The organism is Streptomyces sp. LMG1-1-1.1, assembly GCF_040815545.1.
Lineage (GTDB): Bacteria > Actinomycetota > Actinomycetes > Streptomycetales > Streptomycetaceae > Streptomyces.
In genome coordinates, this window is record NZ_JBFPNH010000041.1 from 19,479 (window position 1) to 44,569 (window position 25,091).

The 25,091-nt window shown below is 72.8% G+C and carries 18 protein-coding genes; 9 read left to right on the forward strand and 9 right to left on the reverse strand.

Going from position 1 to position 25,091, the window contains the following annotated elements; all coding sequences use genetic code 11:
- Positions 1–65: 65 nt before the first annotated feature.
- The 3 genes from pflA to MRBLMG1_RS23440 form a co-directional block, all read right to left on the reverse strand.
- Complete coding sequence (gene pflA, locus MRBLMG1_RS23430; RefSeq protein ID WP_367826068.1) at positions 66–851, reverse strand: pyruvate formate-lyase-activating protein; 786 nt, start codon at positions 849–851, stop codon at positions 66–68.
- A gap of 81 nt (positions 852–932) precedes the next feature.
- Positions 933–3,203, reverse strand: a complete 2,271-nt coding sequence (pflB, locus tag MRBLMG1_RS23435) for a formate C-acetyltransferase (protein WP_414721633.1) — start codon at positions 3,201–3,203, stop codon at positions 933–935.
- 240 nt (positions 3,204–3,443) lie between these two features.
- A complete protein-coding gene (locus MRBLMG1_RS23440; protein ID WP_367826070.1) occupies positions 3,444–4,871 on the reverse strand; it encodes an MFS transporter in 1,428 nt (475 codons plus the stop codon).
- Positions 4,872–5,179: 308 nt separating this feature from the next.
- Here MRBLMG1_RS23440 and MRBLMG1_RS23445 point away from each other — a divergent pair, with 308 nt between their 5' ends.
- The 5 genes from MRBLMG1_RS23445 (at position 5,180) to MRBLMG1_RS23465 (ending at position 12,202) form a co-directional block, all read left to right on the forward strand.
- Complete coding sequence (locus tag MRBLMG1_RS23445; RefSeq protein ID WP_367826071.1) at positions 5,180–6,358, forward strand: low temperature requirement protein A; 1,179 nt, start codon at positions 5,180–5,182, stop codon at positions 6,356–6,358.
- 111 nt (positions 6,359–6,469) lie between these two features.
- Complete coding sequence (locus MRBLMG1_RS23450; protein WP_367826072.1) at positions 6,470–9,133, forward strand: BTAD domain-containing putative transcriptional regulator; 2,664 nt, start codon at positions 6,470–6,472, stop codon at positions 9,131–9,133.
- A gap of 253 nt (positions 9,134–9,386) precedes the next feature.
- Complete coding sequence (locus tag MRBLMG1_RS23455) at positions 9,387–10,169, forward strand: SDR family oxidoreductase (protein ID WP_367826073.1); 783 nt, start codon at positions 9,387–9,389, stop codon at positions 10,167–10,169.
- Positions 10,170–10,209: 40 nt separating this feature from the next.
- The gene (locus tag MRBLMG1_RS23460; RefSeq protein WP_367826074.1) at positions 10,210–11,286 is read left to right on the forward strand and encodes a P1 family peptidase; all 1,077 of its coding nucleotides are present in this window, start codon (positions 10,210–10,212) and stop codon (positions 11,284–11,286) included.
- 73 nt (positions 11,287–11,359) lie between these two features.
- Positions 11,360–12,202 carry a DUF6227 family protein gene (locus MRBLMG1_RS23465; protein WP_367826075.1) on the forward strand — a complete coding sequence of 281 codons (843 nt, stop codon included), beginning with the start codon at positions 11,360–11,362 and terminating at the stop codon, positions 12,200–12,202.
- 73 nt (positions 12,203–12,275) lie between these two features.
- Here MRBLMG1_RS23465 and MRBLMG1_RS23470 read toward each other — a convergent pair whose 3' ends face one another.
- Positions 12,276–13,382, reverse strand: a complete 1,107-nt coding sequence (locus MRBLMG1_RS23470; protein ID WP_367826076.1) for a glycosyltransferase — start codon at positions 13,380–13,382, stop codon at positions 12,276–12,278.
- Between the two features lie 275 nt (positions 13,383–13,657).
- Here MRBLMG1_RS23470 and MRBLMG1_RS23475 point away from each other — a divergent pair, with 275 nt between their 5' ends.
- On the forward strand, positions 13,658–14,929 hold the full coding sequence (locus MRBLMG1_RS23475; RefSeq protein ID WP_367826077.1) for a hypothetical protein: 1,272 nt from the start codon (positions 13,658–13,660) through the stop codon (positions 14,927–14,929).
- A 77-nt stretch (positions 14,930–15,006) separates the two neighbouring features.
- Here MRBLMG1_RS23475 and MRBLMG1_RS23480 read toward each other — a convergent pair whose 3' ends face one another.
- On the reverse strand, positions 15,007–16,542 hold the full coding sequence (locus MRBLMG1_RS23480; RefSeq protein WP_367826078.1) for an MFS transporter: 1,536 nt from the start codon (positions 16,540–16,542) through the stop codon (positions 15,007–15,009).
- 62 nt (positions 16,543–16,604) lie between these two features.
- Between MRBLMG1_RS23480 and MRBLMG1_RS23485 the strand changes: the two genes are divergently transcribed.
- A complete protein-coding gene (locus tag MRBLMG1_RS23485) occupies positions 16,605–17,561 on the forward strand; it encodes a helix-turn-helix transcriptional regulator (protein WP_367826079.1) in 957 nt (318 codons plus the stop codon).
- Between the two features lie 743 nt (positions 17,562–18,304).
- Here MRBLMG1_RS23485 and MRBLMG1_RS23490 read toward each other — a convergent pair.
- Positions 18,305–19,306 carry a sigma-70 family RNA polymerase sigma factor gene (locus MRBLMG1_RS23490; protein WP_367826080.1) on the reverse strand — a complete coding sequence of 334 codons (1,002 nt, stop codon included), beginning with the start codon at positions 19,304–19,306 and terminating at the stop codon, positions 18,305–18,307.
- Positions 19,307–19,679: 373 nt separating this feature from the next.
- Here MRBLMG1_RS23490 and MRBLMG1_RS23495 point away from each other — a divergent pair, with 373 nt between their 5' ends.
- A complete protein-coding gene (locus MRBLMG1_RS23495; protein ID WP_367826081.1) occupies positions 19,680–20,693 on the forward strand; it encodes a questin oxidase family protein in 1,014 nt (337 codons plus the stop codon).
- Between the two features lie 143 nt (positions 20,694–20,836).
- On the opposite strand, the gene MRBLMG1_RS23500 is transcribed toward MRBLMG1_RS23495, so the two are convergent.
- Positions 20,837–21,625: a dioxygenase gene (locus tag MRBLMG1_RS23500; protein ID WP_367826106.1), complete on the reverse strand. Its 789-nt coding sequence runs from the start codon at positions 21,623–21,625 to the stop codon at positions 20,837–20,839.
- Positions 21,626–21,730: 105 nt separating this feature from the next.
- On the opposite strand from MRBLMG1_RS23500, the gene MRBLMG1_RS23505 reads away from it, so the two are divergent.
- Positions 21,731–22,237: a MarR family winged helix-turn-helix transcriptional regulator gene (locus tag MRBLMG1_RS23505; protein ID WP_367826082.1), complete on the forward strand. Its 507-nt coding sequence runs from the start codon at positions 21,731–21,733 to the stop codon at positions 22,235–22,237.
- Positions 22,238–22,464: 227 nt separating this feature from the next.
- Here the strand turns inward: MRBLMG1_RS23505 and MRBLMG1_RS23510 are convergent, their stop codons facing one another.
- Together MRBLMG1_RS23510 and MRBLMG1_RS23515 are read right to left on the reverse strand one after the other, a co-directional pair.
- Positions 22,465–23,994 (reverse strand): MFS transporter, encoded by a 1,530-nt coding sequence (locus tag MRBLMG1_RS23510; RefSeq protein WP_367826083.1) that lies wholly within the window; start codon positions 23,992–23,994, stop codon positions 22,465–22,467.
- A 238-nt stretch (positions 23,995–24,232) separates the two neighbouring features.
- Positions 24,233–24,904, reverse strand: a complete 672-nt coding sequence (locus tag MRBLMG1_RS23515; RefSeq protein ID WP_367826084.1) for a TetR/AcrR family transcriptional regulator — start codon at positions 24,902–24,904, stop codon at positions 24,233–24,235.
- Positions 24,905–25,091 lie beyond the last annotated feature (187 nt).

The following is a 25,091-nucleotide window of genomic DNA, read 5'->3' on the forward strand; positions in this document are numbered from 1 at the left end:
CCGCCACGGTAAGGCCGTACGGGCCCTTTTTCCTGTTTTGGGTGGTTACCGGGTGAGGGCGTCGCTCAGACGGCGTTCAGGCCGTTGGCCTGGAAGATCTCGCGGGCCGCGGCGACCTGACCGGGCGTCGGGGACGGGGTGTCGTGCAGGGTGAACGGCATGGCGAGTGCCTGCCACTTCGCTTCGCCGAGCTTGTGGAAGGGGAGGATGTCCACGCGGGAGACGTTGCCGAGACCGGCGGCGAAGGCGGCGACTCCCTCGACGTTGGCGGGGTCGTCGGTGAGTCCCGGGACGAGCACGAAGCGGACGTGGACCTCCTGGCCGAGGTCGGCGAGGCGCCGGGCGAAGTCCAGGGTCGGCCGCAGCGGCCTGCCGGTGACCTTCTTGTACGTGTCCGGGTCCCAGGACTTGATGTCGAGCAGGACCAGGTCGGTGTCGCGGAGTAGGGCGTCGGTGGCGCGGACACCCAGGAAGCCCGAGGTGTCGAGGGCCGTGTGGAGGCCGAGCTCGTGCTTCATCCGGTGCAGCAGCTCGCCGGTGAAGACGGGCTGGAGGAGCGGTTCACCGCCGGAGACGGTGGCGCCGCCGCCGGACGCGGAGATGAAGCGGACGTACTTGGCGGCCTCGGCGATCACGTCGTCGGCGGAGGTCCGGTTCCCGTCGCGCATCCGCCAGGTGTCGGGGTTGTGGCAGTGGAGGCAGGTGAGGGGGCAGCCGGAGAGGAAGGCGACGAAGCGGGTGCCGGGGCCGTCGACCCCGGTGGACAGGTCCCAGGAGTGGACCGAGCCCTCTGAGGGCCGCCGGGTCGCCGCGGCGGCCGGGGTGACGGGACCGAGGGCGAGGCTGGTCATGGCGGGGCCTCCTGAGGAGGTCGGAGGTGTCGGGCGTGCCCCGGGGCCGGCGGTGAGGGCCACCGGCCCCGGATGAGGGGGCTACAGCGAGCCGTGGAAGGTGCGGTTGAGGACGTCGAGCTGCTGGTCGCGGGTGAGGCGGACGAAGTTCACCGCGTATCCGGAGACCCGGATGGTCAGCTGCGGGTAGTTCTCGGGGTGCTCCATGGCGTCCATGAGGACGTCGCGGTCGAGGACGTTGACGTTCATGTGGAAGCCGCCGGTGGCCATGTAGCCGTCGAGGACGCCGGCGAGGTTCCTGATCCGCTCCTCGGGGGTGCGGCCCAGACCGTCGGGGGTGACGGTGCTGGTCAGCGAGATGCCGTCCTCGGCGTCCTCGTAGGGGAGCTTGGCGACCGAGAGGGCAGAGGCGACGTAGCCGTGGGTGTCGCGGCCGTTCATCGGGTTGGCGCCCGGCGAGAAGGGCTCGCCGGCGCGGCGCCCGTCGGGGGTGTTGCCGGTCTTCTCGCCGTAGACGACGTTGGAGGTGATGGTCAGGACGGACTGGGTGTGCTCGGCGTTCCGGTACGTAGGGTGCTTGCGGACCTTCCGCATGAACTCCTCGACCAGCCGGACCGCGATCGCGTCGACGCGCTCGTCGTTGTTGCCGTACGCCGGGTAGTCGCCCTCGACGACGTAGTCGGTGGCGAGGCCGGTCTCGTCCCTGACCGGGGTGACCTTGGCGTACTTGACGGCCGCGAGGGAGTCGGCGGCGACGGCGAGGCCGGCGATGCCGCAGGCCATGGTGCGGCGCACGTCGCGGTCGTGGAGCGCCATCTCGACGCGTTCGTAGGCGTACCGGTCGTGCATGTAGTGGATGACGTTGAGGGCGTGGACGTAGACGCTCGCGAGCCATTCCATCTGCTCGTCGAACTTGGCCATGACCTCGTCGTAGTCGAGGACGTCCGAGGTGAGGGCGCCGGTGGACGGGCCGACCTGCGCGCCGGACTTCTCGTCGCGGCCGCCGTTGATCGCGTACAGGAGGGTCTTGGCGAGGTTCACGCGGGCGCCGAAGAACTGCATCTGCTTGCCGACGGGCATCGCCGAGACGCAGCAGGCGATGGCGGTGTCGTCGCCGAAGCGGGGGCGCATCTGCTCGTCCGACTCGTACTGCACGGAGGAGGTGTCGATGGAGACCCGGGCGCAGAACTCCTTGAAGCCCCGGGGGAGCCGCGGCGACCAGAAGACGGTCATGTTCGGCTCGGGGGCCGGGCCGAGGTTGTAGAGGGTCTGGAGGTACCGGAAGGAGGTCTTCGTGACCAGCGGGCGGCCGTCCTCGCCCATGCCGGCGATGGACTCGGTGACCCAGGTGGGGTCGCCGGAGAACAGCTCGTCGTACTCGGGGGTGCGCAGGAAGCGGACCATGCGGAGTTTGATGATGAAGTCGTCGACGAGTTCCTGGGCCTGCTCCTCGGTGAGGCGGCCGGCCTCGATGTCGCGCTGGAGGTAGACGTCGAGGAAGGTGGAGGTCCGGCCGAGGGACATCGCGGCGCCGTTCTGCTCCTTCACGGCGGCGAGGTAGGCGAAGTACAGCCACTGGACGGCCTCGCGGCCGGTGGCGGCGGGGCCGGAGACGTCGTGGCCGTAGGAGGCGGCCATCGCCTTGAGTTCGCCGAGGGCCCGGATCTGCTCGGAAAGTTCCTCGCGGAGCCGGATGGTCTCCTCCAGGGAGCGGTTCCCGGCGGGGAGGGCGTCGAGCTCCGCCTTCTCCTCCTTCTTCACCTCGACGAGGCGGTCGACGCCGTAGAGGGCGACGCGGCGGTAGTCGCCGATGATGCGGCCGCGGCCGTAGGCGTCGGGGAGCCCGGTGACGATGCCGGCCTTGCGGGCGGCGCGGATCTCGGGGGTGTAGGCGTCGAAGACGCCGGCGTTGTGGGTCTTGCGGTACTGGGTGAAGACCTTCTCGAGGTCCTCGGAGACGGGGTAGCCGTAGGTCTCCAGGGCGCCGGCGACCATCCGCCATCCGCCGTACGGCATGATCGCGCGCTTCAGCGGGGCGTCCGTCTGGAGGCCGACGATCAGGTCCTTGTCGCGGTCGATGTACCCGGGGGCGTGGGCGGTGATGGTGGAGGGTACGTCGTACGCGACGTCGTGGACGCCCTTGGCGCGCTCCTCGGGGAACTTGTCCGTGACGGCCTTCCACACGGCGGTGGTCCGCTCGGTGGGCCCGGCGAGGAAGGAGTCGTCGCCCTCGTACGGCATGTAGTTCTGCTGGATGAAGTCGCGGACGTCGATGGCGTCCCGCCAGAGCCCGCCCTTGAAGCCCTTCCAGGCCTGCCCGTTCACCGTCGCTTCAGCAGGGGTCGCAGTCACTGCCCGCACCGCCTTCTTCGATTCGTTCGATCGCGTCGTTGCCTGCTTCCATCCCACTCCTGTTGATCGATCGTTTCGGTCGGCATTGGTCACCTGTCGACGGACCGAAGTCCCGTCCTCGGCGTGCGGAAAGGCCCCGCCGTGGCGGGGCCTTTTCTCGAAGGTGTCGGTTCGGCTGTGCCGGTTCAGCCGTGTCGGTTCGGCTGTGTCGGACGGCTGTGTCGGTTCGGCTGTGTCGGTTCAGCTGGGGGCCTCGGCGTTCCTGCGGGCGTAGAACCACCAGGTCACGACCATGCAGCTGAGGTAGAAGGCGACGAATCCCCACATGGCGCTGGTCACGGCCACCGAGCCGAAGAGGGCCGGGATGAAGAAGAAGCCGTAGGCCGCTATGGCCGAGGTGAAGCCCGTGACGGCGCCGGACTCCATCTCCGCCTGCTTCAGCGCCCTGGCGTGTTCCGGCGTGCCTTCCTCCAGCCCCTTGAGGTGGGTGCCGCGGAAGATGACGGGGATCTGGCGGAAGGTGGAGCCGTTGCCGATGCCGGAGAAGAAGAACGCGGCGAGGAAGCAGAAGAAGAAGCCGTAGAAGGAGCCGCCGTCACTGCCCGAGGGCAGGAAGGTGATCACTCCGACGATCGAGGCGGCCATGCCCACGAAGGACAGGATCGTGACCCGGGCGCCGCCCCACTTGTCGGCGATCCAGCCGCCGCCCCAGCGGGCCAGGGCGCCCACGGCCGGGCCCATCCAGGCGTAGGTGGCGACCGAGTAGTCCGGGAACGTGGTCTTGATCAGCATCGGCAGGGCGGCGGCGAAGCCGATGAAGGAGCCGAAGGTACCGACGTACAGCCAGGTCATCAGCCAGTTGTGCTTGCGCCTGAAGATGATCTTCTGCTGGCGGAACGGGGTCGAGGCGACCTTCAGGTCGTTCTGGCCGAACCAGGCGACCGCGGCGAGGACGAGCAGCACCGGGACCCAGAGGAACGCGGCGTTCTGCAGGTGGACGGGCGTGCCGTCGGCCTTGTGCTGCGCCGAGCCGATCGCGATGGTCGACCAGGTGATGACGATCGGCGTGAGCAGCTGGACGACGGAGACGCCGAGGTTGCCGAGACCGCCGTTGATGCCGGTCGCGCTGCCCTTCTTCGCCTTGGGGAAGAAGAAGCCGATGTTGGCGAGGGAGGAGGCGAAGTTCGCGCCGCCGATGCCGCAGAGGGCCGCGATGGCGACCATCACCGCGTACGGGGTCGTCGGGTCCTGGATCGCGATGCCGAGCCAGATCAGCGGCACGATCAGCACCACCGTCGACAGGGCGGTGAAACGGCGCTGGCCGACCATCGGGCCGAGGAACGTGTAGAGGATCCGGGCCGTGCCGCCGGTCAGACCGGGGATGGCCGTCAGCCAGAACAGCTGGGACGTCGAGAACCCGAAGCCGACGTCCTTCAGGTTGGTCGCCGTGACGGACCACACCTGCCAGACGACGAAGGCCACGAGCAGCGCCGGGACCGCGATCCACAGGTTGCGGGTGGCGACCTTCCTGCCGACGGACTTCCAGAACAGCTCGTTCTCGGGCTCCCAGTCGGCGATCGGCTTGCCGGGGCGGTACTGCTCCGTGTCGTACGAGGGGGCCGGCCCACCCGTCCTTCTGTCGGTCCGGGACTGGACTACGGAACTCATGGCGCTTCCCTGCCTTTTCGCGGACTTCCCTTGCCCTTCCACGCTGCGCCCCCGCACAAGGGGGAGGTGAGTGCCGATGGTCGCCGGACGCGCGGGCGTACGTCGCCCCGTCCGACGGGGCGTAGGTCCCGTCAGCGGCGGGCCGGAGGGACCGGGAGGACGCCGGGTCGGGAGGGCCGGGAGGGCGACGGGCCGGACCGGGAGGACCGCGCGGCATCGCGACCGCCCCGCAAGCCGCCACGACCTTCGTCTCCGCATCCGCGTGGCCGACGAGCGGCCGGGCAGCCCCCTCTGCTGTGCTTGGGTACATGACACAACCGTTTCTGCCTCTCACCGCGCGCTCCCGTGAGGAGTCGCACCGGGCCGCCACGCCGCTGGAACTGTTCTTCGACCTGTGTTTCGTGGTGGCCGTCGCCCAGGCGGGCGCGGAGCTCGTGCACGCGGTCGCCGAGGGGCACACGGGCGAAGGGATCGCGAACTACGTGATGGTGTTCTTCGCGATCTGGTGGGCGTGGATGAACTTCACGTGGTTCGCGTCGGCGTACGACAACGACGACGTGCTGTACCGCGTCGTCACGCTCGTCCAGATCGCCGGCGTGCTCATCCTGGCCGCCGGGGTCTCGCGCGCCGCCCAGCAGCACGACTTCCTCGTCGTCTACCTCGGCTACGTCGTCATGCGGGTCGCGCTCGCGTCGCAGTGGCTGCGCGCCGCGCACCACGCCACCGATCCCGCCGAGCGGACGATGTGCCGGCGGTACGCGGGCGGGGTCCTCGCCTGCCAGGTCGGCTGGCTCGCGCTGGTCCTCGCCCCTGAGCCCGCACGCCCCTGGGTCTTCCTCGTGATGGCGCTGGTCGAGATGGCCGTGCCCGTGTACGCGGAGAAGGACGCCCCGAGCACCTGGCACCCGCACCACATCGCCGAGCGGTACGGCCTGTTCACCATCATCGTGCTCGGCGAGACCGTCGCCGCCGCGACCGTCGCCGTGAAGTCGGGCATCGTCGAGCACGACGCGCTCGGCGAGCTGCTGCCGATCGCCGCCGGCGGTCTGCTGCTGGTCTTCGCCGCCTGGTGGATCTACTTCGTCGTGCCCGCCCACGCCCGGCTGACCTCCAGCCGCCAGGGCTTCCTGTGGGGCTACGGCCACTACGTCATCTTCACCTCGGCCGCCGCCGTCGGCGCGGGCCTGGAGATCGCCGTCGAGCAGTCCGTCGGCAAGGCCCACATCTCCACCCTCGCCGCCTCCGCGGCGGTGACGATCCCGTCCGCCGTCTTCCTGCTGTCCGTATGGCTGCTCCACGCCCGCTACTTCAAGGTCGGCATCGCCCAGCAACTCGTCCTCCCGGGCGCGGCGTTCGCCATCCTCATGTGCTCCTTCGCCGGCCACTGGGCGGTCCTCTCCGCCGGACTCGTCGCGGCCGCCGCCGTCGCGATCGGCGTGACCCTGACCGCCCGCAACCCGGCGACCCGGCCGACGGCGACCGACTGAGGGATGACGGACCGCGGGGCGACGGACCGTAGGCCGAGGGTCGGGAGTCGAAGGCCGAGGGTCGGCCCGACCCCTGGAGCACGCCCGCCGCCCTGCGCCACAATCCGGCACATGATCTTCCGCCTCCTCGGGCCGCTCGTGCTCGCCGATGCCGCCGGGGCGCCGCTGCCCGTCACCGGCGGCCCGAAGGTCCGGGCCCTGCTCGTCCGGCTGTCGCTCGACGCGGGCCGGGTCGTGCCGGTCGAGCGCCTCGTCGACGGGTTGTACGGGGAGGAGCCGCCGGCCGGTGCGCCGGGCGCCCTCCAGGCGCAGGTGTCGCGGCTGCGGCGGACCCTCCCGGCGGGGGTGGCGGTGGAGTTCTCCGGCGCCGGGTACCGGCTGGCCGTCGGGGATCCCGTCGCGGACGTGGACGTGCTGCGGTTCGAGGCCCTCGCGCGGGAGGGTGCGCGGGCCAGGGCGGCGGGCGACCCCGTACGCGCGGCCGCGTTGCTGGGAGAGGCGCTCGGGCTGTGGCGGGGGCCCGCGCTCGCCGATGTGCGGGACGCGCCGTTCGCGGCGGCCCAGGTGGCCCGGCTCGACGCCTCACGGCTCGACGCGGTGGAGGAGTGGGCGGCCGCCGCCCTCGCCGCCGGCAGCGATCCGGCTCTCCTGGTGCGGGAGTTGGAGCGGCCGTCCCGGGAACAGCCGCTCCGGGAGCGGCTGCGGGCGCTCCAGATGCGGGCGCTGGGCGCCGCGGGGCGGCAGGCGGAGGCGCTCGCCGTGTACGAGGAGGTGCGGGCGGCGCTCGTCCGGGAACTGGGCGCGGACCCGTCCCCCGAACTGTCCGCCGTCCACCTGGAACTCCTCCGGGGCGCACCGGCGGGGCCCCGCCCCGCTCCCCCGCCGCTGCCCGCGCCCCTGACGGACTTCGTCGGACGGCGCCGGGAACGCGAGCGGCTCGCCTCCCTGGTGGCCGCCTCCCGCCTCGTGACCGTCGTGGGACCGGGCGGCGCGGGGAAGACCCGGCTCGCTCTGGAGGTGGGAGCGGGGTCGCGGCTGCCGGGCGAGGTGTACTTCGTGGACCTGGGCGCGGTCCCGGGGAGCGGGACCGCAGGAAACGGGGCCGGGACCGCGACCACGGAGGCAGCCGGGAACGGGGCCGGGACCGCAATCGGGGAGGCAGCCTGCGCGGGGATCGGTGAAGCAGCCGGGAACGGCGCCGGGGAGGGGGAGGTCTCCGAGGCGTTCGCGCGGGCCGTCGGGGTGCGCGGGGAGGCGCGGCTCGACGTCGCGCTGGCCGGGCGGCCCGTGGTGCTGATCGTGGACAACTGCGAGCACGTCGTCGACGAGACGGCGGTGCTGGTACGGCGTCTGCTGGCGGCCTGCCCGGGGCTGCGGGTGCTGACGACGAGCCGTGAGGCGCTCGGGATCACCGGGGAGGCACTGCTGCCGCTCGGGGCGATGGAGCCGGAGAGCGCGCAGGAGCTGTTCGTGCGGCGGGCCGCCGCCGTACGGCCCGGATTCACCGGCCACGCGCGCGTGGCGGAGCTCTGCGCGGGACTCGACGGACTGCCGCTGGCCGTCGAGCTCGCGGCGGCCCGGCTGCGGTCCCTGTCCGTGGACGAGCTCGCGGACGGCCTCGGCGAACGGTTCGAGCGGTTCGAGCTGCTGTCGCGCGGCGACCGTACGGCCCCGCGACGGCACCGCACCCTGCGGGCCGTCGTCGACTGGAGCTGGTCGCTGCTCGAACCCGACGAACGGGAACTCGCCGCGCGCCTCTCGGTCTTCCGCGGCGGGGCGACGGCGGACGCCGTCGCCCGGGTGTGCGGGGCGGGCGCAGGTCCGCTGGCCTCCCTCGTGGAGAAGTCGCTCGTCGAGCTGCGCGACGGCCGCTACCGGATGCTGGAGACGATCCGCGCCTACGCCGCCGAGCGGCTCCCCGACACCGATCCGGCGCCCGCCGCCCACCACGCGTACTACCGCGGGCTCGCCGAGACCGCCGACCCCGAACTGCGCGGCCCCGACCAGCTGGAGTGGCTCGCCCGCCTCGACGCGGAGGACGCCGACCTGCGTGCCGCGCTCCGCGGCGGCACCCCGGACGACGGCCTCCGCATGGTCGCCGCCCTCACCCCGTACTGGTGGCTCCGCGGCCTCCGCGGCCTCGTGGCCGCACCGGTCGCCGAACTCCTCGACCGCGTGACGCCCACCGCCGAACTCGGCGAGGAGTACGCGCTCTGCGTCCTCGCGGCCGGCCTCCGCGACGGCGCACACGTGGACCGCGCCCAGGCGTTCCTCGCCTCCCGTACGAGCCCGCTCCGGCAGCCGTACACGGCCTTCCTCTGGGCCACGGCCGTCGGCCGGCACGAAGGCCCCGCCGGGGATCCGGCCTCGTCACGGAGCCCCGGCGCCGTCCCTGGGCTGCTCCTCGGCGACGACCCCTGGTCCCGCTCCCTCGCCCTCGTCGGCCGCGCCCTGCTGGCGCTGTCGGCGACCCCGCCCGCACCGGATTCGGCCGAGGCGCTCCTGACGGAGGCGCTGGCCGGCTTCCGGGGGCTGGGGGAACGCTGGGGGACGGCCACCGCCCTCGAAGGCCTGGCGGCGCTGTCCCCCGAGCCGCTGCCGCTCCTCGCGGAGGCGCTGGAGCTCTTCGAGTCGCTGGGCGTCGCCGAGGACGTCGTGGACCTGCTCCACCGCCGTGCCGCCGTCCACGAGGCGGCCGGAGACCCCGGCGCCGCGGCGGCCGACCGCGCCCGCGCGTCGGACACGGCCCGGCGGGCGGGCCTGCCGGCGGCGTGAGGGCGGGCGGCCAGGGACCGTCGGAGGCTGCCATCCACGGGCCAGTTGCCGTCAACGGCTGCCATCCGGTGGTCAGTGGCTGTCAACGTCTGCCATCCGCTGGCCGATGGCCGTCAACGTCTCCCGGCCGGTGGCCAGTGTCCGTCAGTCGCCGTCAGTCGACGGTCAGCGGCTCGTCAGCGGTCGGCGCGAGTGTCTCTCCTGTGCCCCGGGGAGACGCCCCGGGCCGCGTCGGAAGCCCGAGGAGACCGCCATGCAGCAGGAGATCACCCGTACCGCCCTCGTCACCGGTTCGTCGCGCGGGATCGGGCGGGCCATCGCGCGGCGGCTGGCCGCCGACGGGATGGTGGTGGCGGTGCACTACGGGCGGGACGCGGGGGCGGCGCGGGAGACGGTGGACCTGATCGCGGGGGACGGGGGACGGGCGTTCTCGGTGGGGGCGGACCTGGCCACGTACGAGGGGGTGTCGGCGCTCGTCGGGGGCGTGCGGGCGGGGCTCGCCGCGCACAGCGGGGAGGCCGTGCTCGACGTCCTGGTGAACAACGCCGCGGCGACGGGCTCGGGCGGGCATCTGGCGGACGAGACGCCGGAGCTGTTCGACCGGTTGTTCGCGGTCAACGTGCGGGCGCCGTACTTCCTGGTGCAGGGGTTGCTGCCGGTGATGAGGGACGGCGGAAGGATCGTGAACATCGGTTCGGCCGTCACCCGGATCGCGCTCGCCGACGAGCTGGCGTACGCGATGTCGAAGGGGGCGATGGAGACGTTCACGCGCACGCTGGCCAATGTGGTCGGGGCGCGCGGGATCACCGTCAACACGGTCGCCCCGGGCCCGACGCAGACCGACGGGCTGACCGCCGCGATGGCGGCGATGCCCGAGCTGGAGGGGATGCTGATCGGCGGTCAGGCGCTGCCGTGGGTCGGGCAGCCGGAGGACATCGCGGACCCGGTCGCGTTCCTCGCGTCGGAGGACGGCCGGTGGATCACCGGGACGGTGATCGACGCCTCGGGCGGCACCTACCTCGGCCCGAAGCGCTGACCCGGGCGCGGGGAACCAAGCCCCGTGGTAGGCAGGGGACATGACACTTCCCGAGGAGACGGTCGGGCGGGACGCGATCACCGACGTGAGCGGGCTGCGCGTGGGGCACGCGCGCGTGGCCGGGTCCGGGGCCCTGAGCGGGACGACGGTGGTCCTGGCCCCGGAGGGCGGGATGGTCGCGGCCGTGGACGTGCGCGGCGGCGGGCCCGGCACGCGGGAGACCGACGCCCTGGACCCGCGGAACGTGGTCCAGAGGATCGACGCGGTGGTCCTGACCGGCGGGAGCGCGTACGGCCTGGACGCGGCCGCCGGGGTGATGGCCTGGCTGGAGGAGCGGCACCGGGGCGTGCGGGTGGGTCCCGACCCGTCCCACGTGGTGCCGGTGGTGCCGGCGGCCTGCGTCTTCGACCTGGGGCGCGGCGGCGACTTCGCGGCCCGGCCGGACGCGGCGACGGGCCGCGCGGCGGTGGAGGCGGCGGCCGCGAGCGGGGACCACGCGCGCGTGGAGACGGGCGCGGTCGGCGCGGGCACCGGGGCGGTGGCCGGCGGGCTGCGGGGCGGGGTGGGGACGGCGAGCACCGTCCTGGAGTCGGGGATCACGGTCGGCGCGCTCGTCGTGGTCAACGCGGCGGGCTCGGTCGTCGACCCGGCGAACGGCGTCCCGTACGGCTGCTACTTCGCGGACGGCCGGCTGGTCCTCCCGGAGCCCCCGGTCCACGAGGCGGCCGTGCGGCGGCTCGCCGAGGCGCGGCGGACGGCCGCGCCGCCGCCGCTGAACACCACGCTCGCCGTGGTCGCGACGGACGCGGTGCTGACCCGCTCCCAGGCGCGGAAGGTCGCGGGCACGGCCCACGACGGCATCGCGCGCGCGGTGCGCCCGGTGCACCTGATGAACGACGGGGACACGGTCTTCGCGGTCGCCACCGGAGTGCGGGAGCTGCCCGCGGAGCCGGGGCCGCTCGCCCTGAACGAGATCCTGGCCGCGGGCGCGGACCTGGTGACCCGGGCGATCGTCCGGGCCGTGCTCGCGGCCCCGGGCGGACGGCGCGGTCCGGGCGGCGACTTCCCCTCGTACCGCGAGCTGTACGGAACGGCAGCGGACGCGTACTCCCGGTAAGCCCACGGGAGTTGGAGCCGAACCGACGGGAACTTCCGGTGCGCGCCCTTCGTTTTCCCGAACCCCGGACACGATGTCAGACCCAGGGACTACGTTAAGCAAGCACCAAGTGACATGCGGCGACGGCCTGGAGACCCTCTTGAACGATCCGCAGGATCCTCACGATCCCTTCGAGACGACCGAGACGCACCTTGAGCGCCTCCTCGGCCGGGCGCTCAACTCCTTCGACCTGCCCGACTCGACCGTCGAGCGCCTCGGTTCGGCGCTCGCGCACTCCAGCGCGCTGCACTCCTCGCACCACAGCGCGTCGCTGCACCGGACCACCCACCGCCACACGTACCTGCTCGCCGACGGCAGCGCGCTCAGCCTCTGGGAGCTCGTGCACAACACCGGCCGGGACGGCGCCCTGCAGCACGAGCTGTACGCGGAGGAGTCGGAGGCCCGGCTCGCCGCGTCCCGGCTGCCGACCGGGCCGCTGCCGGGCTGGACGGTCGAGCGCTCCGACGGCCGCGCCCTCGACGAGGACGACGACCTGGAGCTGTTGAGCGCCCTGCTCGCCCGCCCCATACCCGCCCAGCCCCGGATGTACGTGCCGGACAACTCCGCCGACCACGCGCGCCGCGTCCTGCGGCGCGCGGAGAACGCGGACCGGCCGGGAGAGCGGACGGTCCGCCGCCTCCGGCTGGCCTTCGCGCACCACATCACGCAGGCCTTCGGTCGCCACTGCCCGGTCGAAGGCGGCCGGGACGCCGGCTTCACCCTCTACGAGCACCAGTTCCTGCTGCTCGACGGCAGCGAGATCAGCCTGTGGGAGGTCGAGCACACCTCGACCCCCGACGGCCGGCACATGTGCGAGGTGTACGAGTCCGAGCGCGCGGCCCGCGACGCGATGGAGTCCCGCTCCCGGGTCCGCTGACGCCCGTACCGCCGCAGGTCCGTACCGTCGCACGGCCGGACCCGCCGCGGCACCCCCGCCGCCCCCGCGTTCCTCAGACGAGCGCGGGGGCGGCGGCCTCGTCCGGCCGGGCGGCCTCGTCCAGCCGGGCGGCCGCGAACGCCCGGTTGGCGCGGGTCTGCTCGCGGTAGCTCTCGGGCAGGTCCGGCAGCGCGAGCAGCCGGTCGCAGGCGGCCAGCGAGGCCGCGTGGTCCCCGGTCCAGTACGCGGTGATCGAGTACTCGAAGAGCAGCCCCCACCGGTACACCCACGGCTGGAGGAACAGCAGGTCGCCGGGAGGCGGCTCCCGGTCGACGACGGCCGAGACGACGGCGTGCGCGGCGTGGTGGCGGCGCATCGTCCGCAGCCGCGCCACCAGCTCGTAACAGGCCTCAAGGCGCTCCGGACGCGACTCCCAGGCCCGCGAGAGGGCGTCCATCGCGGCCGGCCACTCGCCGGCGTCGGCCCGGAGGACTCCGGACTGGAGCAGCGAGTAGTACACCTCCTCGCCCCAGCCGCCCATGGCCGCGCGCCGCTCGTAGAGGGTGACGGCCTCGTCGGAGCGGCCCATGTCCCGCATGGTCTGCGCGAGGTAGAAGACCGTACGGGGGTTGGTCGGGTCGCGGTCGAGCTCGGCGCCCAGGAGCCGGGCGTCGCGCTCGAACTTGTCGTGGCGCGAGCCGCCGTCGGCGTAGTCCTCGATGACGAGGGCGTCCAGGTTCTCCTGCACGTGGTCCCGGTCGGCCGTCAGGTACTCGTGCGTCACGCCCTCGTACCGCCACGGCAGATCGCCTCTGACCAGGCGCTTGATCCGGTACTCCAGCGCCCCCTCGTGGCGGATCATGTACGCGTCGGCGGTCAGCGTCAGCGGCCCCTCCTGCCGTAGGACGTGGTCGGCGTCGAGGAGCAGGAGGTAGTCGGCCCGGCCGCGCGCGTGCGCGATGTTCAGGCTGCGGTTGTGGCCGAAGTTCACCCACGGGTCCTCCCGCAGCTCGCCCGGAATGCCGGCGAGCGCGCCGCGGATCAGCTCCCGCGTCCCGTCCGTGGACCCGGTGTCGGAGATGACCCAGGTGTCCACGAGGCCGCGGACGGAGGCGAGGCAGCGCTCGATCACGGCGGCCTCGTTCTTGACGATCATGCACAGGCAGATGGACGGCTGCACGGCAACACCACTTCCGGTCGGTACGGGGGAGCTGGCGGGGTGCGCGACCCTACGTAGGGCAGGTCCGGCGGCGCCGTCGGCGCGCCGCGCCACCCTCCGGAGTTCGCCGTCGTGCACGCATCCGTTCGGCTGTCGGCGCTGGGCCATGGCGTTGAGAGTGCCGCCGAACCGTCAAGACTTCGCATGCGCAATCCGATGATCCGACAAAGGGAGCGCCGCAGGTGCTCCTCGGACATCTCCCACCGGCCCATCCGCCGGTGCAGGAAGGAGCATGCATGCGTCCTGACACCAGGACCCGGACCCGGACCCCGCTGGGCCCGCTCCCCCGCCGTCGCACATGGATCGGCGGCGGCGCCATCGCCTCGGTCGCCCTCGTCCTCACCGGCTTCGCGTCCCCCGCGACAGCCACCGCAGCCACCTGGGGCCGAACCCCCGTCCCCGGCGCCCCCGGCGCCGCGAGCACCCCCCTGGCAGGCCCCCCGCCCCACGGCTGCCAGAAGCAGGGCCCCCGCCAGCACCCCGACGCCGACCACGCGCCCGAGGCCGAGAACGAGCACGGGGGTGGCCCCGCGAACTCCCTCCAGGAGTTCCTGGACCACGAGATCCAGCCCCTCGTCGAGGGCACCACCCCCCGCACCATCGCCGGCGGCGACGACGACTGCCGGCCCGGCCCCCCTGGCCCCACCGGCCCCAAGGGCCCGAAGGGCGACACCGGTCCCACCGGTCCCACCGGAGCGACGGGTGCCACTGGGGCGACGGGAGCTACTGGTGCGACCGGTGCTACCGGAGCGACGGGCGCCACGGGAGCCACGGGCGCCACCGGAGCGACTGGAGCTACCGGCGCGACCGGAGCCACGGGTGCGACCGGAGCCACGGGCGAGACCGGTCCGACCGGCGCGACCGGCGCCACAGGGGCGACTGGGGCCACCGGAGCCACGGGTGAAACCGGCCCGACCGGACCGACCGGCGCCACGGGTGCCACCGGCGCCACCGGAGCGACAGGTGAAACCGGCGCGACCGGCGCCACGGGAGCAACGGGCGCCACAGGCGCCACGGGCGCCACAGGAGCTACCGGCGCAACCGGAGCAACCGGAGCAACCGGAGCAACGGGTGCCACAGGCGCCACCGGCCCCTGCTCCGACATCGACCTCTACGCCCCCTCCAGCACGGAGGACCAGCAGGCGGTGCTCACCGGCGGCAAGGTCTACGTCGGACGGGCGGCCGTGGCAGGCGGGACGATCGTCTGGCAGGACCTGACGAACGAGGTCGCGACGGCGACGGACCCGCGGAACCGCTTCTTCCCCGCCGACGCCTGCGGTGTGTCCTACGACAACCAGGGCAACACGGCTCTGGTGAAGGTCGTGACCAGAGGCGGACAGGTGTGGCAGACGTTCGGCCAGACCAACGGCTCGAACTTCATCTGGGCCAACGACTGGACCCAGCAGACGACGCCCACGCCGGCGGTGCTGCGCACGAGCGGGTTCAAGAGCGCGCTGCCGCCGGGCACACCCCGCAACCTCGTTCCCCCGGGCGCGAAGCGCCCCTGACGGACGGGTGACACGGCGAAGGGCCCTGCCCGGGGTGGTGTCCCCGGGCAGGGCCCTTCGGTGAGCGGTGCTCCCGGTCAGTGGGCGAGCGCCGGCTCCTTCTCCACGGACTCGGAGGCGTCCTCGCCCTCGTCGCCGCCCTCAAGGTGCTGCTTCGGCTTGGCGGGCAGCGCGAACATCACCAGGAAGATCGCGGCGAGCACGCCGGCCGCCCAGCCGAGGGAGTTCTGGAAGGCGTCGGTGAAGGCCGCCCCCACCTCGGCCGGGGCCTGGGCGAGGTGCTTGTCGTCGATGACGCCGAAGAAGACGACGGAGACCAGGCCGAGGCCGAGCGCGTTGCCCATCTGCCCGGTCGTGTTGATCAGACCGGAAGCGGAACCGGCGTGCTCGCGCGGCACCTCGGAGAGCACGGCGTCCGTCAGCGGGGCCACGATCAGGCCCATGCCGAGGCCCATGATCACCAGCGGCGCGATCATCTGCCAGGAGTGGATCCCGGTGCCGTAGCGGCCCGCCTCGAAGAGGTAGAGCAGGATGCCCGCGATCATCGTGAGCGCGCCGGCCTGGAGGACCTTGCGGCCGAAGCGCGGCACCAGCTGCTGCACCGAGAGACCAGCGGCCACCGAGACGGCGATGGAGAACGGCACTCCCGTGAGCCCCGCCTTCAGCGGGCTCCAGCCGAGCCCGATCTGCATGTAGAGCGTCCAGACCAGGAAGAAGATGCCGAGCACGACACCGAAGGTCAGCTGCACGGCGATGCCGGCGGCGAAGCTCTTCACCTTGAACAGCGACAGCTCGACGAGCGGCGAACCGTCCTTGTTCGTCTTGTACTTCTCGTACGCGACGAGGGCGCCGAACACGACCAGGCTGCCGGCCATCATCAGGTGGCCCCACAGCGGCCAGTCCAGCTCACGGCCGCGGGTCAGCGGGTAGATCAGCATGAGCAGCGCGGCGGTCACCAGGAGCATGCCGACGATGTCCAGACGGAGCGCCTTCGGCGCCTTGGACTCGGTGATGAACTTCCGACCGAGGAGCAGACCGGCGACGCCGACCGGCAGGTTGATCAGGAAGATCGGACGCCACTCCAGGCCCGCGATGTTCCACTGGGTGAGCAGCGCGCCGAGCAGCGGGCCGGAGACCGCGCCGAGACCGATGATCGCGCCGAACATCCCGAACACCTTGCCGCGCTCGTGCGCCGGGAAGGTGACGTGGATGATCGACAGGACCTGCGGCACCATCATCGCGGCGGCCGCGCCCTGGAGGAGGCGGGAGCCGACCAGCATCTCCTGGTTGGCCGCGAAGCCGCAGAGCGCCGAGGCGAGGGTGAAGCCGGCCGTGCCGATGAGGAAGAGGCGCTTGCGCCCGTAGATGTCGCCGAGCCGGCCGCCGGTGATCAGCCCGGCCGCGAAGGCGAGCGCGTAACCGGCGGTGATCCACTGGATGGCCCCGAAGGAGGCGCCGAGGTCCCGCTCGATGCTGGGGATCGCGATGTTGACGATCGTGGCGTCGACCAGATCCATGAAGGCCGCCGTCATGACGATGGCGAGGGCGATCCAGCGTCGCTTGTCCGCCGTGTCCGTGGGGGCCGCATCCGTGACGGCGTCGTGTGAACTCATAAGAGGAAGATAGAACCGATCTAGGTCAAATGATGTCCTAGATAAGCCGCATCCTGGAAGACATGACGGACACCCCGGTACGACTCCTGAACCTGCTCTCGCTCCTCCAGACCCCGCGCGAGTGGCCCGGAAGCGAACTCGCCGAACGGCTCTCGGTCTCCCCGCGCACCATCCGCCGGGACATCGACCGCCTCCGCGACCTCGGCTACCCCGTCGAGGCGACCCTCGGCGCGGTCGGCGGCTACCGTCTCGTCGCCGGTACGGCCATGCCGCCGCTCCTCCTCGACGACGAGGAGGCCGTCGCCATCGCCGTCGGCCTGCGGGCCGGGGCGGGACACGCCATCGAGGGCGTCGAAGAGGCCTCCGTCCGGGCCCTGGCGAAGCTGGAACAGGTACTGCCCGCACGGCTCAGGCACCGGGTCTCCACCCTCCAGAACGCCACCATCCCCCTCACCCGGGGCGACGGCGCCACCGTCACACCCGCCACCCTCACCACCCTCGCCGGCACCGTCACCGGCCACGAACGGCTGCGGTTCGGCTACCGCGCCGGGGACGGGACCGAGACCAAACGACTCGTGGAGCCGTACCGGCTCGTCTCCACCGAGCGCCGCTGGTACCTCGTCGCGTACGACCTCGGGCGCGAGGACTGGCGCACCTTCCGCGTCGACCGCGTCAGCGAGCCCTTCGCCACGGGCGCCCGCTTCACCCCGCGCGAACTGCCCTCCGGCGACGCCGCCACCTACATGGCCCGCTCCATGGCCCGGGCCCAGGGCGAGCTCGACCTCGACGTCGAGTTCGCCGCGCCCGCGGAGTTCGTCGTCGCCCGCCTCCCCACGCACCTCGTCCCCACCCCCACCGGTCCCGACCGCTGCCGGCTCCGTGCCCGCGTCACCGACTCCGTCGAATGGCTCGCCCTCCGCCTCGCCATGATGGACGTCGACTTCACCGTCCACGGTCCCCCTCCCCTCATCACCCACATCCGCACCCTCTCCACCCGCCTCTCCACCGCCACCCCCTAACCCCACCGCGCCCCCACCCCTCGGGGCCTCCCAGCCCCCATTACGGACCCACGCCCCGTCGGGCCCCCCGTTGCGGACCCGCATCCCGTCGATGTCGGCCAACCCCCGTTGCAGGCACAACGGACGGCTCACCCCCGCCCACCCACGCTGTAGGCACAACGGACGACGCGCCCCCCGTTGTGGGCATTCGTTCCGCTGGGGCGGAACGGGTGGGCACAACGGACGGCGCCCCCTGCCGGGCCTAGGCTTCCGCGCCTGAACCCGCACCGGGTGCCCGGCGAACTATGGGTGCGGGCAGGTGCAGGGGGGCGAGGCGCCGCCGAGGGCGCCGTCCCGTGTGCCCACCCGTCCCGCCCCAGCGGGACGATTGCCCACACGTGGGCCGGGGCGACCGGCGGGCGCAGCCCGCACGACGATGGGCGGCGGGCACAGCCGGCGCAAGGCGCGGGCGCAGACGGGCACGGCAGACCCCGGGGGGCGGTAGGCAGCGCCCACGACGCGGGGCCTCAGGCGCAGCCCGCACAGGGGCCGCAGCCCCCGGGGTGCGGGGCCTCAGGCCCAGCCCGCACAGGGCGGGCGCGACCCCGGGTGCGGGGCACGGTGTACAGGGCGGGCGCGGCCCCGGCCCCGGCCGCGCGAGTCGCCAGGCGCAGCCCACGCGAAGGCGGGCGCGGGGCACGGCGGGCAGGGCAGGGGCCCGGGGGCAGCGCCCCGGGCCCCTGGAGCCGGATGGGGGGGGGCGGTTAGGCGACCGCGTCGAAGCCGGTGTCGTGGGCCATCTTCTTGAGTTCGAGGAGGGCGTGCTTTTCGATCTGGCGGATGCGCTCGCGGGTGAGGCCGTGCTGCTTGCCGACCTCGGTGAGCGTGCGTTCGCGGCCGTCCTCGATGCCGTAGCGCATGCGGATGATGGAGGCGGTGCGGTGGTCGAGCTTGTCGATGAGGTCGTCGAGCTCTTCGCTGCGGAGGAGGGTGAGCACGGACTGCTCGGGGGAGATCGCGGAGGTGTCCTCGAGGAGGTCGCCGAACTGGGTCTCGCCCTGGTCGTCGACCGACATGTTGAGGGAGACGGGGTCGCGGGCCCAGTCGAGGACGTCGATGACGCGCTCGGGTGTCGAGCCGAGCTCGGCGGCGACTTCGGCGGGCTCGGGCTCGCGCCCGTTCTCGCGGTTGAACTCACGCTGGACGCGACGGATGCGGCCCAGTTCCTCCACGAGGTGAACGGGGAGGCGGATGGTCCGGGACTGGTCGGCTATGGACCGGGTGATGGCCTGACGGATCCACCACGTGGCGTACGTGGAGAACTTGAAGCCCTTGGCGTAGTCGAACTTCTCGACGGCGCGCACGAGGCCCGCGTTCCCTTCCTGGATCAGGTCGAGCAGCGGCAGCCCGCTGCGCGGGTAGCGCCGTGCGACGGCCACCACGAGCCGCAGGTTGGACTTGATGAAGAGGTCCTTGGCACGCTCGCCCTCGGCGACCAGCGCTTCGAGCTCCTCGCGGGTCGCGCCGCCGGCCTCGCTCTCCACTTCCCGGTCGAGGATCTGCTGGGCGTAGACGCCCGCCTCGATGGTCTGGGAGAGCTCGACTTCCTTGGCGGCGTCGAGCAGGGGCGTGCGCGCGATCTCGTCGAGGTACATGCCGACCAGGTCGCGGTCGGCGATCTCCCCGCCCACGGCGCGAACGCTGCTTGCCCGTGCGGCCCCGCTCTTGGCGGAGGTCTGACGACGGGCGACGGCACGGGTTGCCATGCGTGCTCCCTTGCTGAGTAGGTCGCGACACCTTTTCGGGTGCCCTGCATCCGACGGAAACAACGACTGGAATCAGGACAGAATTCCCACCCGGCACATGGATTTTCGCGATCATGCAGTATCCTGCGCGGCCGCCGCCCGCGCGGGCATGCCGCCGGAACCCACGGAGGCGCAGGTCAGGCTGGGCACGGGGGGTGTTTCGGCGCCCCTCGCGGGGGTTCACGACCACACCGTCGGTGAGACCGCGATCACATGCGGCGCCATCCCTTCAGACGCCTCCGTGCTGTACACGGTTGCCTCGTCCCCCTCGGTCCTTCGGACTAGGTCCCCGGTCGGTTACGGCCGGGCGGGACCCCGCCCTACCGTCACCTCCATGACCGACACCACGGGCACCCTCGACGAGGCCCTCGAACGGCTCCACACCTCGGGGCCCGAGCGCGACGGCTGGCTGTCCAATCACGCCCCCATGGCCGTCGAGGCCCTCGTCCGCCACGGCCGGGCGCCGGCCGTCCACCGCTGGCTCGACCACTACGCGCCGAAGCTGGAGGACGCGCCGCCCGCGCTCCTCGCGGTCACCGCGGACAGCTGGCGGGAGGCGCTCGGCGACCCGTCGCGGATCACGGACTGGACCCGCTTCTTCGCTCGGGAGGTGGCGGAGCGCCCGTGGCGGGAGGTCCTCGCCGAGTGGTGGCCGCGGCTGCTCCCGGGCATCGCGGCCGGCGCGACGCATCCGGTGATCCGCACCGGGCACGCCGTACGGACCCTTCTGACGCCCGGCGCGGAGGAGACGGCCCCGCGCCTGGCCGAGCTGGCGCACGCCCTGGGTTACTGGGCCGCCCGCCACCAGCCGCTCCCGCCGCTCGCCCCGCTGGCCGTGGCGCCGTCGGCGGCGGCTGCCCTCGACGCCGTGCCGCCGGTTCCGGAGCAGGACGGCGGGATCCGGACCCGGCTGGCGCAGCTCACGACGTTCCCGCGGTGGGGTGCGGCGCCCGACCCGGATACGGCGAAGGCGCTGCTCACCGAGCTGGTGGCGGCGGCGACGCACCGGTACGCGACCCACGGCCACGGCGAGCCGATCATGCTGGTCCACGCGGCGACCGCGCCCAACGCGGTCCTGCGCGCCCTGCCCGCGCTCCCCCGCGAGCTGTGGGCGCCGAGCCTGGCGGCCGCCTGGTCAGCGGCGGCCGCGGTCACCGCCGCGTACACACCGCGGGAGGCCGCCCCGTACGCGACGGCCTCCCTCACCCCCGAGGAGGTCTTCGAGCGGGCGGCGGCGCACGGCGACGACCACACGATCAAGTTCGCCGACACCGCGCTCGACGTCGGCGATCCGCTCGCGCTGGCCGCCGCCGTCCGCGCGGTGGAGCTGAACCGGCCGGCGTTCTGACGCGCCTCAGCCGACGCGGCTCGGTCGATACGACTCCGCCACGCCTCAGCCGAACGGCACGGACCGCTCCACACGGACCGCTTCACACGGTCCGCTCCACACGGCCCGCCCGAACCGCTAACCGCCCGCCGTTCCGACACGTCTCAGCCGAACTGCACGGACCGCTTCGCGAGGCCCATCCAGAAGCCGTCGATGACCGACCGCTCGGCGTCGAGGTCGCCGGCCTCGTCGGCGGCGCCCATGGTGACGAAGAGCGGGGCGAAGTGCTCCGTGCGGGGGTGGGCGAGGCGGCCGGCGGGTGACTTGTGGGCGAAGTCGAGGAGGGCGTCGACGTCCCGCGCGGCGAGGGCCTCGTGCCCCCAGGCGTCGAACTCGGCGGACCAGGACGGGACGCCGCCCCCGGGGTGTCGGAGGGCGGCGAGGTTGTGGGTGAAGAAGCCGCTGCCGACGATCAGTACGCCCTCGTCGCGGAGCGGGGCCAGCCTGCGGCCGATGTCCATGAGGCGGCGCGGGTCGAGGGTGGGCATGGAGATCTGGAGTACGGGGATGTCGGCGCCGGGGAACATCTCGACGAGCGGCACGTAGGCGCCGTGGTCGAGCCCCCGGTCGGGGATGTCCTGGACGGGGGTGCCGGGCGCGCGGAGCAGTCCGCGGACGGACTCGGCGAGCCGCGGGGCGCCGGGGGCCGCGTACTGGACGCGGTAGTAGTGCTCCGGGAAGCCCCAGAAGTCGTAGACCAGCGGCACCGTCTCGGTGGCGCCGAGCGCGAACGGCGCCTCCTCCCAGTGGGCGGAGACCATGAGGATCGCCTTGGGGCGGGGCAGGTTCGCGGACCAGGCGGCGAGTTCGCCGGGCCAGACCGGGTCGTCGGCGAGCGGCGGGGCGCCGTGGGACAGGTACAGGGCGGGCATCCGTTCCGACGTGATGTCCATGGCGTCCATGGCGACGACCTCCGGCTCCTAGGTTCTTGAAACTTCAAGCTAACTGCCCGTACACCGTAACCCCACATAGTTCAACTTTCAAGAATGAGTCGTACGATGGGCGCTATGGGAGACATGACCGAACCCCGCTGGCTCAGTGACGAGGAGCAGCACGTCTGGCGCGCGTACCTGCACGCCACCACGCTCCTCGAGGACCACCTCGACCGCCAGTTGCAGCGCGACGCCGGGATGCCGCACATCTACTACGGCCTCCTCGTCCAGCTCTCCCAGGCCCCGCGCCGCCGGCTGCGGATGACCGAGCTGGCCAAGAGCGCCAAGATCACCCGCTCCCGCCTCTCCCACGCCGTCGCCCGCCTGGAGAACAACGGCTGGGTCTTGCGCGAGAACTGCCCCTCCGACAAGCGCGGCCAGTTCGCCCGGCTGACCGACGAGGGCATGGAGGTCCTCCGGCGCAACGCCCCCGGCCACGTGGCGGCGGTACGCCAGGCCCTCTTCGACCGCCTGTCCCCCGAGCAGGTGACCCAGCTCGGCGCGATCATGCGCGTGATGGCCGAAGGCCTCGAACCGACGGACCCGAACGCGGACCTGCCCTGGCTCCGCTGAGCGGCACGACCGCGTAGCGGGCCCGCCCCCGCACCGCTGGGGAGCGGCCCGACCGTGCGACGCACCCGCCCCCGCACCGCAGAGCGCGGCGGGGACAGAACGGGCCTGCCCCGGCACCGCTGGGGAAGCGGTGCCGGGGCAGGCCCGTACGGGAACGGAGGACCGAGGGCCGCCAGTGGGCGACGACCGGGATCCGCACCTCGTCGTCCGCGGAAGACCGAGGGTCGTCAGTGGGCGACGACCGGGATCCGCACCTCGTCGTCCGCGCCCGCACCGGACCCGGCGACGGGCCCGCCGCCCGGCTTGCCGGTGTTGATGAGCACCGCGGCGATCGTGGCCGAGAGGACCAGGATGCCGACCGCCCACCAGATGGCCGCGGAGTAGCCCTCGACCATGCCCTGGAGCTGGACCAGCTTCTGCGCGGCCGGAGTGGTCGCGCCGGCCGCGTGGTCGGCCAGGTAGGCGGTGGTCGCCGAGGCGGCGATCGTGTTCAGCAGAGCCGTACCGATGGCGCCGCCGACCTGCTGCGAGGTGTTGACCATCGCGGAGGCCACGCCGGCGTCCCGCGGGTCCACGCCGAGCGTCGCGAGCGACATGGCCGGCATGAACGCCGTACCCATGCCCAGACCGAGCAGCAGCTGCGCGGGCAGGATCAGACCGGCGTACGAGGTGCCGACCTCCAGCTGGGTGAGCAGCAGCATGCCGATGCCGGCGGTCAGGAAGCCGGGGGCCATCAGCAGGCGCGGCGGGACCCGGGTCATCAGCCGCGTACCGATCTGCGTCGAGCCGACGATCATGCCCACGATCATGGGCAGGAACGCGAAGCCCGTCTTGACCGGCGAGTACCCCTTCACGACCTGGAGGTAGTACGTCAGGAACAGGAACAGGCCGAACATCGCGATGACGGCGAGACCCAGCGACAGGTAGACACCGCCGCGGTTGCGGTTCGTGACCACGCGCAGCGGCAGCAGCGGGGACTTCACCAGGTACTCGGTGACGACGAACGCGATGAGCAGGACGGCGGAACCGACGAACAGGCCGATCGTGCCGGCGTCGCTCCAGCCCGCGGACTCGGCGCGCGTGAAGCCGTAGACGAGCGAGACCAGGCCGAGGGTGGACAGGATCACGCCGGGGATGTCGAGCGGCGAGCGGTTGCGGCCGCCGGCGGGCTCACGGACGACGAGGTACGCGCCGACGGCGGCGACGATCGCGAACGGGATGTTGACGAAGAAGGTCCAGCGCCAGTTCAGGTACTCGGTGAGGAAGCCGCCGAGGATCAGGCCCACGGCGCCGCCGCCACCGGCGATCGCGCCGTAGATGCCGAAGGCCTTCGCACGCTCCTTGGCGTCGGTGAAGGTCACGGCGAGCAGCGAGAGCGCGGCCGGCGCGAGGAGCGCGCCGAAGGCGCCCTGGAGCGCGCGGGCGCCGAGCATCATGGCCTCGCCGGTCGCGGCACCGCCGAGGGCGGACGCGGCCGCGAAGCCGATCAGGCCGGTGACGAAGGTGCGCTTGCGGCCCCACAGGTCGGCGATGCGTCCGCCGAAGAGGAGCAGACCGCCGAAGGCGAGGGCGTAGGCCGTGATGACCCACTGCCGGTTGCCGTCCGAGATCCCCAGGTCCTGCTGGGCGGAGGGCAGGGCGATGTTCACGATCGTCGCGTCGAGCACGACCATCAGCTGGGCGAGGGCGATGAAGATCAGGGCTTTCCAGCGGCCGGGGTCGGCCTGGATCGCGGTGGTATCGGGGATTTTCGGCATGGGTGTAGCCACCTCTTGGCGCGTACTGGCGAAAACGGTCGGAAAAGTGCGGGTGACGTCAGGCGGGTGACGTAAGTCGTCAGTCAGGTCGGGCCGGGTCCCGGGGGGACGGTCGCAGCGGTCACTACGGTCGCGGTGGTCACGACGGTCGCAGCGGTCACCACGGTCACCACGGTCGCGGCGGTCGCGGCGGTCGCGGCGGTCGCGGCGGTGACAACGGCCCTTGCGATCACGGCGCTCACCGCGCCGGCGGCGCGCAGGCGTCGCGTCTCAGGTCCTCCAGGGTCGCGGCCTTGCCCGGCAGTTCGGAGCGGGCGGGGGTCTCCAGGCCGTCGAGGAACAGCTGCAGATGACGGTGGACGAACTGGTCGAAGGCGCCGCAGCCCGATCCGGGCAGCGGGCGGGTCAGCTGGGAGAGCGCCACCATGAGGTCGCCGACCCCCACGTCGGTGCGGAGCCGGCCGGCCCGCTGCGCCCGCTCGACGAGGCCCTGCACGGCCTCCTCCAGGCGGTCGCGCTCGGCGATCAGGTCGGGGTGGTCCTTGTCGAAGGCGCCGTCGAGCATCGGGCACAGGGCCCCGACGCGTTCGTCGGCGGCGCCGTGGGTGAAGCGGCTGAGGGCGGCGAAGGTGTCGTCCTCCTCCTCGGCGGCCCGCTCGGCGACCTCGGTGACGCGGGCCATGAGCGAGAGGACGACCTCGTGGACGAGGTCGGCACGCTCGGGGAAGTTCCGGTAGAGCGTGGCGTTCCCGACGCCCGCCCGGCGCGCGATCTCGTCGTACGGCACCTGGGAGCCGAACTCGACGAACATCTCGCGGGCCGCCGTCACGATCCGCTCGCGGTTGCGCAGGGCGTCGGCCCGCGGCCGGGGAACGCGGCGGGCGGGCGCGGTGTCGGCTGTGCTGGTCACGCCTCGGCCTCCTCACACTCTTACGAACCATCCGGGGGAGGATTCCCCACTTCGCTGAACACACGGTTAAACGGGGACCACGTCCCCGGTTATTTCCCCGCATCGATGTGACCTGCGTCACAAGCCCCTGCCGTCGCGGAATACCCACGATCGGATCACCCGGCGCGCGCCCCGGCGCCACCCGCCA

What these genes read in the sequence shown, in the direction of transcription:
- pflA (WP_367826068.1), bottom strand. Translation starts at nt 851, where the DNA reads ATGACCAGCCTCGCCCTCGGTCCCGTCACCCCGGCCGCCGCGGCGACC.
- MRBLMG1_RS23440 (WP_367826070.1), bottom strand. Translation starts at nt 4,871, where the DNA reads ATGAGTTCCGTAGTCCAGTCCCGGACCGACAGAAGGACGGGTGGGCCG.
- MRBLMG1_RS23445 (WP_367826071.1), top strand. Translation starts at nt 5,180, where the DNA reads ATGACACAACCGTTTCTGCCTCTCACCGCGCGCTCCCGTGAGGAGTCG.
- MRBLMG1_RS23450 (WP_367826072.1), top strand. Translation starts at nt 6,470, where the DNA reads ATGATCTTCCGCCTCCTCGGGCCGCTCGTGCTCGCCGATGCCGCCGGG.
- MRBLMG1_RS23455 (WP_367826073.1), top strand. Translation starts at nt 9,387, where the DNA reads ATGCAGCAGGAGATCACCCGTACCGCCCTCGTCACCGGTTCGTCGCGC.
- MRBLMG1_RS23460 (WP_367826074.1), top strand. Translation starts at nt 10,210, where the DNA reads ATGACACTTCCCGAGGAGACGGTCGGGCGGGACGCGATCACCGACGTG.
- MRBLMG1_RS23465 (WP_367826075.1), top strand. Translation starts at nt 11,360, where the DNA reads ATGTCAGACCCAGGGACTACGTTAAGCAAGCACCAAGTGACATGCGGC.
- MRBLMG1_RS23475 (WP_367826077.1), top strand. Translation starts at nt 13,658, where the DNA reads ATGCGTCCTGACACCAGGACCCGGACCCGGACCCCGCTGGGCCCGCTC.
- MRBLMG1_RS23480 (WP_367826078.1), bottom strand. Translation starts at nt 16,542, where the DNA reads ATGAGTTCACACGACGCCGTCACGGATGCGGCCCCCACGGACACGGCG.
- MRBLMG1_RS23485 (WP_367826079.1), top strand. Translation starts at nt 16,605, where the DNA reads ATGACGGACACCCCGGTACGACTCCTGAACCTGCTCTCGCTCCTCCAG.
- MRBLMG1_RS23490 (WP_367826080.1), bottom strand. Translation starts at nt 19,306, where the DNA reads ATGGCAACCCGTGCCGTCGCCCGTCGTCAGACCTCCGCCAAGAGCGGG.
- MRBLMG1_RS23495 (WP_367826081.1), top strand. Translation starts at nt 19,680, where the DNA reads ATGACCGACACCACGGGCACCCTCGACGAGGCCCTCGAACGGCTCCAC.
- MRBLMG1_RS23500 (WP_367826106.1), bottom strand. Translation starts at nt 21,625, where the DNA reads ATGGACATCACGTCGGAACGGATGCCCGCCCTGTACCTGTCCCACGGC.
- MRBLMG1_RS23505 (WP_367826082.1), top strand. Translation starts at nt 21,731, where the DNA reads ATGGGCGCTATGGGAGACATGACCGAACCCCGCTGGCTCAGTGACGAG.
- MRBLMG1_RS23510 (WP_367826083.1), bottom strand. Translation starts at nt 23,994, where the DNA reads ATGCCGAAAATCCCCGATACCACCGCGATCCAGGCCGACCCCGGCCGC.